At 46.8% G+C, this 12,370-nt stretch carries 13 protein-coding genes; 2 read left to right on the forward strand and 11 right to left on the reverse strand.

The window, feature by feature from the left end:
- Nucleotides 1–43: 43 nt before the first annotated feature.
- Both SFC66_RS14580 and acpS read right to left on the reverse strand, forming a co-directional pair.
- A complete protein-coding gene (locus SFC66_RS14580; RefSeq protein WP_411219461.1) occupies nt 44–1,555 on the reverse strand; it encodes an NAD(P)H-hydrate dehydratase in 1,512 nt (503 codons plus the stop codon).
- Between the two features lie 61 nt (nt 1,556–1,616).
- The gene (gene acpS / locus SFC66_RS14585) at nt 1,617–1,982 is read right to left on the reverse strand and encodes a holo-ACP synthase (protein ID WP_411219462.1); all 366 of its coding nucleotides are present in this window, start codon (nt 1,980–1,982) and stop codon (nt 1,617–1,619) included.
- Between the two features lie 154 nt (nt 1,983–2,136).
- Here acpS and SFC66_RS14590 point away from each other — a divergent pair, with 154 nt between their 5' ends.
- A complete protein-coding gene (locus SFC66_RS14590) occupies nt 2,137–2,907 on the forward strand; it encodes a rhomboid family intramembrane serine protease (protein WP_411219463.1) in 771 nt (256 codons plus the stop codon).
- 26 nt (nt 2,908–2,933) lie between these two features.
- Here SFC66_RS14590 and SFC66_RS14595 read toward each other — a convergent pair whose 3' ends face one another.
- The 6 genes from SFC66_RS14595 to SFC66_RS14620 form a co-directional block, all read right to left on the reverse strand.
- The gene (locus SFC66_RS14595; RefSeq protein ID WP_411219464.1) at nt 2,934–4,376 is read right to left on the reverse strand and encodes a PH domain-containing protein; all 1,443 of its coding nucleotides are present in this window, start codon (nt 4,374–4,376) and stop codon (nt 2,934–2,936) included.
- Nucleotides 4,369–4,848 carry a PH domain-containing protein gene (locus SFC66_RS14600; protein ID WP_411219465.1) on the reverse strand — a complete coding sequence of 160 codons (480 nt, stop codon included), beginning with the start codon at nt 4,846–4,848 and terminating at the stop codon, nt 4,369–4,371. Before SFC66_RS14600 ends, SFC66_RS14595 begins: the two co-directional genes overlap by 8 nt.
- 106 nt (nt 4,849–4,954) lie before the next feature.
- The gene (gene cshA / locus SFC66_RS14605) at nt 4,955–6,460 is read right to left on the reverse strand and encodes a degradosome RNA helicase CshA (protein WP_411219466.1); all 1,506 of its coding nucleotides are present in this window, start codon (nt 6,458–6,460) and stop codon (nt 4,955–4,957) included.
- A gap of 323 nt (nt 6,461–6,783) precedes the next feature.
- Nucleotides 6,784–7,476 carry an alpha/beta hydrolase gene (locus tag SFC66_RS14610; protein WP_411219467.1) on the reverse strand — a complete coding sequence of 231 codons (693 nt, stop codon included), beginning with the start codon at nt 7,474–7,476 and terminating at the stop codon, nt 6,784–6,786.
- A gap of 28 nt (nt 7,477–7,504) precedes the next feature.
- A complete protein-coding gene (locus SFC66_RS14615; RefSeq protein ID WP_411219468.1) occupies nt 7,505–8,023 on the reverse strand; it encodes a YppG family protein in 519 nt (172 codons plus the stop codon).
- Nucleotides 8,024–8,135: 112 nt separating this feature from the next.
- Entirely contained in the window at nt 8,136–8,408 is a 273-nt protein-coding gene (locus SFC66_RS14620) for a glutaredoxin family protein (RefSeq protein WP_411219469.1), read from the reverse strand.
- 192 nt (nt 8,409–8,600) lie between these two features.
- On the opposite strand from SFC66_RS14620, the gene SFC66_RS14625 reads away from it, so the two are divergent.
- On the forward strand, nt 8,601–9,488 hold the full coding sequence (locus SFC66_RS14625) for an SDR family oxidoreductase (RefSeq protein ID WP_411219470.1): 888 nt from the start codon (nt 8,601–8,603) through the stop codon (nt 9,486–9,488).
- Between the two features lie 34 nt (nt 9,489–9,522).
- On the opposite strand, the gene abc-f is transcribed toward SFC66_RS14625, so the two are convergent.
- From abc-f to SFC66_RS14640, 3 genes are all read right to left on the reverse strand, one after another.
- Nucleotides 9,523–11,145: a ribosomal protection-like ABC-F family protein gene (abc-f, locus tag SFC66_RS14630; RefSeq protein ID WP_411219471.1), complete on the reverse strand. Its 1,623-nt coding sequence runs from the start codon at nt 11,143–11,145 to the stop codon at nt 9,523–9,525.
- Nucleotides 11,146–11,304: 159 nt separating this feature from the next.
- Complete coding sequence (locus SFC66_RS14635; RefSeq protein WP_353615327.1) at nt 11,305–11,412, reverse strand: RAxF-45 family protein; 108 nt, start codon at nt 11,410–11,412, stop codon at nt 11,305–11,307.
- Nucleotides 11,413–11,476: 64 nt separating this feature from the next.
- Nucleotides 11,477–12,370 carry a YegS/Rv2252/BmrU family lipid kinase gene (locus tag SFC66_RS14640; protein WP_411219472.1) on the reverse strand — a complete coding sequence of 298 codons (894 nt, stop codon included), beginning with the start codon at nt 12,368–12,370 and terminating at the stop codon, nt 11,477–11,479.

Genomic DNA, 12,370 nt, shown 5'->3' on the forward strand with positions numbered 1-12,370 from the left:
CTCCTTTGTCAGCTATAAAGCGAACAAAGAGAACATGCCCCCGTCAATCGGAAATGGTACGAAATACTTTGGCCAGGCCTTTCATCAGATCAGTTGCCAGCAGATCCTGCTGTGAATGTGTTTCGTCGACCAATACGTCGGCTGCTTTCCCATGGATGTAGACTCCGTTTGCGATTGCCTCCATGTGATCTTCATGCTGCATGAGCATAGCCAGGAGAATACCCGATAGTACATCTCCACTACCTCCCTTGCCCAATCCAGGGTTGCCAGTCGTGTTGACAACCTGACTGCCATCAGGGGATGTGATGATGGTGTATGTCCCTTTCAGCACGAGATGCACTTGGTGCATGATCGCAAATTTTCGAGCCAGCTCGAATGGTCGTTCCAGCAGTTCCGGCACTTTCATATCCAATAGCATGGCCATTTCTCCGGGATGCGGCGTCAAAACTGTCGGAGCTTGTCTATTCCGCAGGATTTCCAAGTCGGATTTGATGTGATAAAGAGCGTCGGCATCCAAGAGGACCGGAACTTCAGCTTCTGCCAGCACCCGTTTCGTCAACGCTGCTGTCGCTTCGCCCCTTCCCATCCCCATGCCCACGACGATCGCATCATAAGCACTTACATCCAACTCCTCTGTATCGACTATCACACCATTCTCTTCAGCCAAAGAAGTGAATGTCGCTTCTGCCAAGTGTGACAAAACAGAGGGAATGACTTGGCGCAACGTTCCGACAGTCAGAAGACCTGCACCAGCCCTGAGGGCAGCCATGCTGGACATCGTAACCGATCCCGGCATCTCCACTCCTCCCCCGATGAGAAGTCCTTTGCCATGTGTCCCTTTATGGGAAAAAGGCTGCCTGACCGGGAATGACCGCTTCACGTCCTGTTCTGTCCATATTTTGGCACTTGCTTGTCTGCCTAGATAGGCAGCTGGCAGACCGATGGATACGGTATCCCATGTTCCGTAGTAAGATGCTGTCTTCTGGATGAAGGCGCTCGGTTTCGGAGCTTCGATGATGAAGGTGCAGTCAGCTTGAATGGCTCCCTCGAAGTCTGCTGCATCGTCAGCCGGTACACCAGAAGGCAAATCGATGGACAATACAAGGGCATCACCGTCATTGACAGCCTGGACCGTCTCCGTGTACGGACTGCGCAGCTTGCCGCGAACTCCTAAGCCTAGCATCGCGTCCACGATGATATCCGCTTGTTCCAAGGCTTGCGGAAACGAATCCGATTCCACATCCATCACTTCACCGCCCAGCCGATCATAAACTTGCTGATGCATCGCAGCATCGGCCGTCAAATTACGGCCGACCTGAACAACAGCTGCATCATATCCTTCATTCAGCAATGTCCGGGCTACCACATATCCATCGCCGCCGTTATTGCCAGAGCCACAGAGGACAAGGATCCTGTCCGTGGTCCCGATCAGCGGTTTCATTCTCTCAGCGATGGCTCGGCCGGCAGACTCCATCAAAATACTGCCGCTGATGCCGATTTCCTCCATCGCATAGCGATCCACTTCGTACATTTCCTTTGCGGTGACAATATACACGCTGTTCCCTCCTACCCGCACTACAATCTATGAGACATGCTTTAAAAATATACCGAAAGTTCTATTCCTGCTGGGTGATGATCACTTGGGCTGCTGCATACGCATCCGAATGCGTGATCGATAAGAAGACTTGCTCTTCCACTGTCTGATCGACAGCAGTGAGCACCGGCGCCCCTGCTTTATTGGGCAATACTTCAATATCATGAAAGCCTAATTTGCCTAAGCCGGTTCCCCTTGCTTTAGCATAAGCCTCCTTCGCAGCAAAACGTCCAGCAGCAAATTCCACTTTCCTTTTAAAGGATGCCATGGATTCGCAATGCGTTTGTTCTGATTTTGTCAGGATCTTATCCAGGATTCTCCCATTACGTAAAATAGCTTTCTCCATACGTGCCAATTCCGTTATATCTAAACCGATACCCTTTATCATAGGTGCACAACCTACCTTCCCGCTGCATTTCTCTATCAAGTATTGTAACCTATATGTATTAAATCCGGGAGGAAAGTTATATGATGTAAACACAGCCATATCCAGAAACATGAACAACGCTGACCGTTATCAGAAGGTTGAAGGAGGAATTCGTTTGTTCCGCAGGACTGAAAGCTTTAAAGAATACTTGTATGCATATCCTGTCATCAGTTTGCTCGTAGCAGTGAATCTGCTGCTTTGGATCATAACCGGACTATTGCCGACTCCTTTTGGGAATAGCCTCTATCAACTAGGAGCAGGAGTGAATCTATTCATCTCGCTCGGAGATTACTGGCGTCTTATCACGCCAATATTCCTGCACGCACCAGGAAGCATCACACATGTCCTTTTCAATTGTTTTTCCCTAGTCGTATTCGGACCTGCACTTGAGCAGATGCTCGGAAAACTGAAGTTCACCTTATTTTATCTGCTGGCCGGCATCATCGGAAACATCGTCACATATGTGTTGGACCCATATAGCTTCGTCAGTCATATCGGGGCATCCGGTGCCATCTACGGTCTGTTCGGCGCCTATCTGTTCATGATTTGGTTCCGCAAACACTTGATGGACCGAGGAAATGCACAAGTGATCCTCGTCATCTTCATCGTCGGTATCATCATGTCCTTATTCAGCGCCAATATAAACCTTGCAGCTCATTTGGGAGGCGCCGCAGCAGGATTTGTCCTGGCTCCGCTTTTCCTCATAGGGGCAAAGCCTTTTTCCATCTACCGGAATAAACGCCCCCGCCAAGGTGACGAAGACGCAGGCTATGATCCGGACCGCTGGAAAAAGCGTCCGTATGGCAGGCGAACCAATAAGAAACTGATTCTCTGGATCGTCATCGCGGCTTTGGTGCTGATCGGAATTTATGATTACATGAATTGAACCGCACATATGCTGTGCGGTTCTTTTCATTTCCGGAATGAGTACCAATCAAAGGCATCATCTGCATCCTTCTCTTCCAAGTGTTTCACTTTGAAACTGCTTCCCGCAGCACCTCCGGAAGCAACAGCCATCTGCAGCGTTCCAAGCTGTTTCCTGGACTGAAAGTAATGCTGTGATTCATAGAAAGTTTGTATCTTTTTACGATGGGCATGGACCGTGACCCGTGTGAGCTCCCGATAACGCATCGTCAGCATGTCTTCTGTCCACGATATCCCGGCATCCCGATGGTCCAAAATACAGAAAAAGATTGTCAGTGCGACAAGCACCAAGGCAAATAGACCGTACCAGTCAAAGAAATATATAAGCACACCAGTGATAAAGATGGATATTGCTGTCGGCAGGAATAGATAACGCAATAACGCCCGCATTGGCGGCTTTTGAAACGAGCTTTCGACTATATAATCAGGCAGGAACTCTTCCAGGAAACCAAGCAGCTCCGATTTCTTCAAGAGCGGGAAAAGGATAGTGGAAGTACTTTTATCATCTTTTCCAGCTTCTCCTCCCGCTATTTCCGCACTGACTGCAAGCAGTCCGAATGGCTGCCGGAAAATATTCTCTTCTATTTTCACAGCTTGGATCCTGTGCAGCGGGATGGTCATTTCCTTTTTCTCCAAAAGACCTCTCTGGATGAACAGCTCATTGCCTTGCTTGTTTATGTCAAAGAAGCAGTATTTTAAAATAGTCCCTATCATCGCGACCATCCAAGTAACCGCCAAACTGCCGATCACGAAGGTAATGGCCAAGAGCAAGCTTTTTCCGACGAGCCAGTCGAGCAAGCTGGAATAAATATTAACATCCACCACATTGTCCACTTGCTGAATGATGGCAAATAAAAATCCGAAAAATATCCCTGTTCCGCCTGAAGTGGCAGCAGCAGCAAGTAAGCGCGGGAAGCTTAACTTACGGCCCGGGACATGCACTTTCCCCTCATGGTCTTCTATAGAATCCTGATTGAGATCAACTTCCCTTTTCTTCACAAACTCCTGGATGCCAGCTGCATCTTCTTTGGAAAGGGCGGGGATCACCCCTTCTGCCTCTTTCCCTCCGCCTGCGGTCTGCACTTCCAATTTCACCAAGCCGAATAGTCGGTGTAAGATATTGGCGCTCGTATTGACGGAGTGGATGCGATGCTTGGAAATATACCGTTTTTTACGCACAAAGATCCCTGATTCGATGCGAAGTTCATCCTGTTCCATCCGGTATGTGAAGCGGTACCAATATAAAAATGCAAACAGACTGCTCAGAAGCAGCACAACCCCGATGAGTGCAAATGGGCTCCACCAAAATAACTTGGTCAGATCTCTTAACATTGCAATAAAAGCGATGACCAACGGAACAATGCTATCTTTGATGATCTTCAGCATCCGGAGGACGATGCTGATTGGATGCATACGTTTCGGTTCAGACATCTTCTTCCTCCACACGTGCAAGCACGCCGATTCGATCACGCAGCTCAAGCGCTTCCTCCAAAGCGAGTGCTGGAATATTGTGTGTCGTGGCAGCTGTTGAAATCGATACTGTGGCCAAGCCAAATTTCTTCAGCACCGGCCCTTGCTCTGTGTCGACATGCTGCACCCGAATCATCGGGATGATTGTTTGTGTCACGATGATGATGCCGCTTTGTATATATATTTCCTGTTCAAATACTTCATAACGCCATCTTTTCCAACGCAAAGCGGGAAGCAGCCATATGAAGATGATGAGAGCAGCTAATATTACTGCCCAACCGATATAAATAATAAGATCAGGAATGGACCAAGCATTTTTGAAATAGGTTACGACCCCTGCGGCAATGACCAGCAAAAGTAATTGCAAACTTGCGTTTATCCGCCAAACCTTTCTGGCATCCGTTGCAATTCTATTACGCGGCTGTGTTTTCATGTTTTTCCTCCTTTCTTCCAGTTATACCATACGATTGTAACAGAACTATGTTTCATCGATGAAACAAATAAAAAAAACAGACACCCTCTCAGGTGTCTGTCATCAATCAGTTATCGTTATTACGTTTACCGCGGTAGCCGCCATTGCCGCCACCACTGTTACGTTTGCCTTGTCCTTGGTAGTTACGGCCGCGTGAGTTGCCATTACGGCCATATCCGCCACGTCTGTCGCCATTACCGCCACGGGAACCGCCGCCACGATATTTCTTTTTGTCTTTATAGTTGCCTTTTACGCTGATCGGCGCGATGGATGTAATACGAACCGGTGTATTACGACGCTCTTTTGTCAGCATTTTCAAAGCAGCTGCAACAACTGTTTCAGCACCGAACTGGTTGATAAGCTCGTTTGCTTTTGCGTTGTATGCATTCAGATCTTTGTTTTCGATCGTACGAAGCATTTTGTCGATAGCGATTTGCTGCTGTCCTTGCGCAGCTTCATCGTTAGTCGGCGCATTTTGGCGTGCAATCTTGCTCTTCGTTGTTTTCTCGATCAAGTGCAAGTGAGATATCTCTCTTGGCGTGATGAAGGAAACAGCTCGTCCTGTTTTACCAGCACGTCCTGTACGACCGATACGGTGTACATAGCTTTCTGGATCCTGCGGGATATCAAAGTTGTAAACATGCGTTACGTTAGAGATATCAAGACCACGTGCAGCAACATCAGTCGCTACCAAGATTTCTACTCGGCCATTTTTGAATTTATTCAACACGGACATACGCTTGCCTTGTGTAAGATCGCCATGAATACCTTCAGCGCGGAAACCGCGAGCCTGCAAGCCTTCTGTCACTTCATCAACACGTTTTTTCGTTCTGCCGAAGATGATTGCCAATGTCGGCTCATCGATATCAAGCAAGTTGGAAAGTGTATCGAATTTCTGTCTTTCCTGAACTTCGATGTAAGACTGATCGATATTCGTTACAGTCATTTCTTTTGCTTTTACTTTTACTTCTGTAGGGTCTTTCATCAATCTTGTACCGATATCACGGATTTCCTTCGGCATTGTCGCACTGAATAGCAATGTCTGGCGCTCTTCAGGGATGGATGAAAGGATTTCACGGATATCATCGATGAAGCCCATGTTAAGCATTTCATCCGCTTCATCCAATACAGCAGTGTGAACATTGCTGATATTGATTGTTTTGCGGCGGATATGGTCAAGCAGACGGCCTGGTGTCGCTACGACGATGTGCGGGCCTTCTTTCAATGAACGAATCTGACGGTCCATATGCTGGCCACCGTATACCGGAAGCGTACGGATGCCTTTGAATTGACCAAGACGGTGAAGCTCTTCTCCTACCTGGATTGCAAGCTCACGAGTCGGTGCAATGACCAAACCTTGGATTTGGCGTTTTGAACGGTCGATCTTGCTGATCATCGGGATACCGAAGGCAGCTGTTTTACCAGTACCAGTCTGTGCTTGGCCTAGTACGTCTTTGCCTTCAAGGGCGAAAGGAATCGTTTCGGCTTGAATCGGTGTAGCCTCTTCGAATCCCATTTTGTTTAATGCTTTCAAAATTGGTTCAGAAATACCTAATGAACTAAATGTTGTCAATTTCTTATTACTCCTTTATATAAAAAAAGTCTCACTGATGAAGCACGGCAGTTATACACAATAAAAAAGCCTTCCTCCACGCTTGGAAGAGGCCTTAAGCAAGCATTCATTGGATTTAATAATAGTAACATACTATTTGTCCGAATTCTACCTATATCTATGATATCATGAATATCATCTGTATATTACATTTTAAAGCCTACCCGAAAGCGTCTTACCATTTCCGGAACTCCATATACCCTTTTCAAGCAGCAACTACCGCCATTCACAGCTTTATTATATTTTCTCCCAGGAGAAAGATATTAAACGCCGCTTGCGAAAAATTATGCCTCAAGCAAAAATTCCTCCACCTGCGTACAAATCTGATCGATATCCGGCCCAAGGCAAATCAAGTGCTTCGATTCATCAAATAGGACCATTCGCTGATTCCGGGAGCCAAGATGTTTATTTAAATAGTTGACGGTTCGATGCGGTACCATGCTGTCCTGGATACCCTGCACGATGAAAACCGGACAAGAGACAGCCGGCAATGACTTTTTTGTATAGTCCACGCATTTTTTGAATTCAAGGAATGCCCGGAGCGGAATCTTTCCCTTTTTCTGTTTCCGGAGCATATTCAAATCCTCGATGATATCACCGCTCATATGTGTCTTCATGTATTCCCAAGCTTCCAGCGTCAACAGCTTCCAATTCAGATATTTCCCCGAAGCTGACAGCAGTACAAGCTTGTCTGCGCCATATTTGGCAGCCAGATGGGAGGCGATCATCCCCCCCATCGAGAATCCGATCACATATATGCGGCTGCACTCACTTGCCAGCCGTTCATATGCTTGTTCGGCAGCTTTTATCCATTCTTTGTGCCCGACATTATGAAGGGCTAGCTCGTCAGCCTCGCCATGGCCAGGAAGTGCGACAGCCTCGACTTTCCATTCCGTATGGTGCAATAAATGCTTGGTCAAGGGTTCCACTTCGTACGTACCTCCCGTGAAACCATGGATACACAATATTCCTGTCATTTCATCATCTTCTCTTTCTCTCTGAGGTTTATTTCAATATCTTCAAAAAAGAACCAAGGGATTTGACAATGGGAGAAACTTGCTGAACGGTGGAAGCCATCTGGCCGACTGTGGACATCATCTTATTTATGTCCATTTGTCCGTCTTTATCCTGAAAATATGATGCAAGTCCTTTCGTCAGCTGTGCTGGCTGCTTCGGCTGATAGACATTCGTCGGCTGGGCAAAGTTATGCCAGTACGGCGCAAGCGTTGGTTTCTTGAAATACTCATATGGCGTCACTTGCTGCGGATACGGCTGCGCCTGCTGCTGCCATCCGCCCCACTGGGTGAAATATTCAGGCGGATACGGATTATAATTATATGGCTCACCCTGTCTCATTGCGCCGTGGCCATTTTCAATGCCTTGTGTCTCTGCATGATTATAGACATTTCTATATTGCCCATCAGATTCCGTTTGATAAATCGGTTCATAGTAATAACGCTGACGGCCATCGCTCATCTGCTGCACATGGGAGCGTGGCTCTGCTGCATGGTAGTGATACATCATCTCCACACACCTTTCCTGTTTCTCCTTTATCCTATGTACGGCAGAAGGAGGGCGTTATCACTAAGCACAAAAAGAAAGCAAAAACCATCGCAGATACGCTGATTTTTGCTTATTAGCCAATTTGTTTTCGTGTTGAATACAGTCTATTTGTAAGTCCCAGCGTCTGCTGAAGTTTCTCTTTTTGAAAACCGTGCACCTTTTCACCATTTATGAGGACAAGCGGTACACTGTATATGGAATGTGCCTGCATTTCTTTCAGGACAGCAGGTGAGTTTGTGATATTTTTGACGTTGTAATGGATATTCCACTTTTCCAGCTGATCCATCACTCGCTCGCACTGGATGCAATTGTCACTGATGTATACTTCCACATTGCGATGTTTCATGTACATTCTCCTTTTTAATGCCTGCGATATGTTCTACCAATTATTTCCCCGTCCTCTAGTACTTAAAACCTATTTCCAACGAAAAATCATTATTTTTCCTTGCAACCCTTTCCAAAAGAAAATGACAGTTTGAGATAAGCAACAGGTGGTATCAATAGGGTATACACAAAAATCAAAAGGAGTTGCTCAACTATGCCAAAAGATCCAAAAGAACAATATTATAATGATACATTCCCGAAACAATCCCAGAATCCGCCGGGATTGCAAAAAGATATGGATCCAAAACCCGATTGCGGGGAAGAAAGCTATAAAGGCTCCGGCAAACTGACCGGTCGCAAAGCACTGATTACAGGCGGAGATTCTGGTATCGGCCGTGCTGCTGCCATTGCTTATGCAAGAGAGGGTGCTGATGTTGCCATCAACTACTTGCCAGAAGAACAACCCGATGCCGATGAAGTGAAAGAACTGATCGAAGCTGAAGGAAGAAAAGCCGTATTGATACCTGGTGACCTTCGGAATGAACGTTTCAACTACAAATTAGTGGAAGAAGCGGTTGAACAACTAGGCGGCCTTGATATCCTGGCTCTTGTCGCTGGTAAACAGCAAGCTGTCGAAGACATCGCCGACTTGACGACCGAACAGCTGAAAGCAACATTCGAAACGAATGTCTATCCGCTGTACTGGCTGACAAAAGCTGCCCTGCCACATTTGCCAGCAGGCTCTTCGATCATCACGACCACTTCCGTGGAAGGCTTCAGTCCTTCACCGATATTACTGGACTATGCTGCTACGAAGAGTACGATCATCGGCTTCACCAAAGGCTTGGCACAACAGATCGCTGACAAAGGCATCCGGGTGAATTCCGTCGCTCCGGGTCCGATCTGGACGCCGCTGCAAATTTCTGGCGGACAGCTGCCTGAAAACATTCCTGGATTTGGTTCCAGTTCACCAGAAACCCCGATCGGACGGGCCGGACAGCCAGTCGAGCTTTCCAGTGTATATGTGTTCCTTGCATCCGAGGAATCAAGCTACGTAACCGCTCAGATCTATAGCATCACTGGCGGAGTACCGACAGCATAAGAAAAGCTGCGAGCAAATATTGCTCGCAGCTTTTTCATTGTTTGACAAGATTCCATTGACCCTTTGTTTCTTCATAATTACCAGGAAAGCGATGCAGCACCCCATTCTCCAAGTAAGCCGTCTGGTCAAAACAGCAATTCAGCAAATGCCGATCATGACTGATACCCAGCACCGTTCCATCGAAACGTCCCAGCGCTTCCTCCAGCACTTCCCTTGATTCCAAGTCCAGATGATTCGTTGGTTCATCCAAAATAAGCAGATTGATACCTTGATGCATGAAGATGGCCAGCTTCAGCCGCATTCTTTCTCCTCCGCTCAATCGTCCAATCGGCTGGAATACTGCGTAACCATAAAACATGAAGCTTGCCAGCATATGCCGCGCCTCTGCTTCGGTCACAGCAATCACTGTCCGGAAATAATCGATCATCCGCATAGCCGGATCGGCATCTTCCAAGGGATGCTGAGGCAGGTAGCCCAATCGCACTGCACTTCCCACTTTGACAACACCGCTGTCGGCAGATAGATCACCCAGTATGATTTTGATCAATGTCGACTTGCCGCTGCCGTTATCCCCTACGATTGCCACTCTTTCTTTATAGCGTACATGCAGCAAAATATCCCGCAAAACTTCTTTATCACCGAAACACTTGCTGATCGAATCCAAACGGATGACATCTTCTCCGCTGCGCTCATCGGCAGCAAGCTCAAGCTTCATTTTAGTAGGATCGATATTCGGTCTGGACATCTTCTCCATCCGCTCCAATGCCCGTTCCATACTGCGTGCTCGTTTATGAAGCCCTTCATTCGGCGGATTTGCTTGGTTGGCCCACAACTTCAATCGTTTGATCGTCTCTTTCATTTTTTTGATTTTCTTCTGCTGTTCTTTGTATGCTTCGAATTCCTGTAAAAGCTTAGCTTCCTTTTGCTTCAAATACGAAGTGAAATTACCGGTATACACCGTCACCTCTCCATCCTCCAAATCTGCGATACGGGACACCGTTGCATCGAGGAAATACTGGTCATGCGAAATGACACACACTGCGCCTTTGTAATTCGCCAGGAAGTTTTCCAGCCATTCGATAGCCGATAGATCCAGATGGTTCGTTGGCTCATCCAATAGCAGCAAATCCGGCTGCTGCAGAAGAACATAAGCTAATCCTACCTTCGTCTTCTCCCCCCCGCTCAAACGAGCAAACGATTCCTCCAGCAAGTGCGCTATATGCAATCCATTTGCAGTTCGCGCAATAGTTGCATCCACTTCGTAACCACCTGCTTCCGCAAATGCAGTTTGCACCTCTCCATATATGTTCAATGCTTTTTCTAACTTATCCGGATCCAACATTTGTTCCTCCAGTTTATGCATTCTTTCCTGTAAAACAGCAAGCTCCTCGAATGCACCCATCAAGTACTGTTTTACCGTCCCCGTATAGCCAGTGGGAATTTGCTCCAGATACCCGATTTTCGCCTGCTTGCGTATGAAAACTTGCCCCTCATCACAATCTTCCGTTCCAGTGATCAATTTGAAAATTGTTGATTTGCCGCTGCCATTGCGACCGACCAAGCCAAGCTTTTCGCCAGGTTTCAGTTCCAGATTCAACTTATCGAATAAAATATTACCACCCATGATTTTCTTAATATCCTTCAATGTAATCAACATATTATCCGCTCCTTTTTCTATAAAAAAAGCCAGACAGCAAGACTGTCTGACTCTGACATGACTCAAAAAAGGGTACAAAAAAACCACACGCAGGGTGTGGTTTTCTCGGAACGCCTATTTTTAATCGTAGAGAAATAGATCCTGCACATTATTCAGTATTCAGTTGGTAAAAAAGGGCATACGTATCCCGTTACCAACAAAACCATGAATAATCGCGCGGCGATGCAATAGATTCTGATCGGCTTCACGCGAAAGTGTGTGCAACATCTGATTCCCCTCCTTTTTCTAGTAGTTATTTCCAGTATAGAGGAAGATGCGATGAATTGTCAAACTATTCTCCAATTATCATTTCCAGATGACCGGGTAAAATTTTCACTTCCCCAGGAGTATCTTGATAAATCTCCCCATCCATATCGATCGGCTTACCCGCAGGTGACAAGAAACGGATTGTCTCTGCTTCCTGCACCCCGACCTCAGTCAATTCTGACAGCACTGTTTTATCTTGTTTGATCTGAAGGAGTTCTTTAAAGCTCGTAAGGTTGGAATTCTTCACGAATATGACGTGAAGCTTGCCGTCATCGGGCCTGATATTCGGTCCCGCAAACTCCCTTGTACCGATGAAACGACCGTTCATCACTAATACCATGACTGCTTCTCCGTTTTGCTTCTCTCCATCAATTTCCATCTCATACGAAAATGGCACTGCCTGGTTCACCGATTTCAAAGTACTGATGAAATAAGACAGCACGCCTAAGCGGGCTTTCTGATCTTCATCGATATTATTCGATGCATCAGCAATCAGCCCCACTCCCCAGAAATTCAAAAAGTACGCATCGCCATATTGGCCAATGTCTATCGACGCTGTCTTTCCGCTTGCAATCGCTGCTGCTGCCTTCCCTAAATTCTGCGGCAAACCTAGCATGCGGCTGAAATCGTTGCACGTACCTCCGGGGATGATTGCAACTACAGGTCGTTTCGGTAAGGGTGCAACGGCATTGATTACTTGATGGATGGTACCGTCACCACCATGGACAATCAATAAATCGATAGAACCAGCAACCTCCCGGCTGTAGCTTACCAATTCATCCAGATCCTTCGCTTGCTTGACTTCGAGCTTTGTAATCGATGCCGCAAGCTTTGGCAGCGTCTGACCCAACTCCCTTTCAAGTTCAGCTTCATCCATGTTTCCATTCACCACATATACGGCATGTTCAAAAGTTTTCAT

The sequence above is a fragment of the Terribacillus saccharophilus genome (assembly GCF_046592895.1).
GTDB classification, from domain to species: domain Bacteria; phylum Bacillota; class Bacilli; order Bacillales; family Amphibacillaceae; genus Terribacillus; species Terribacillus saccharophilus_D.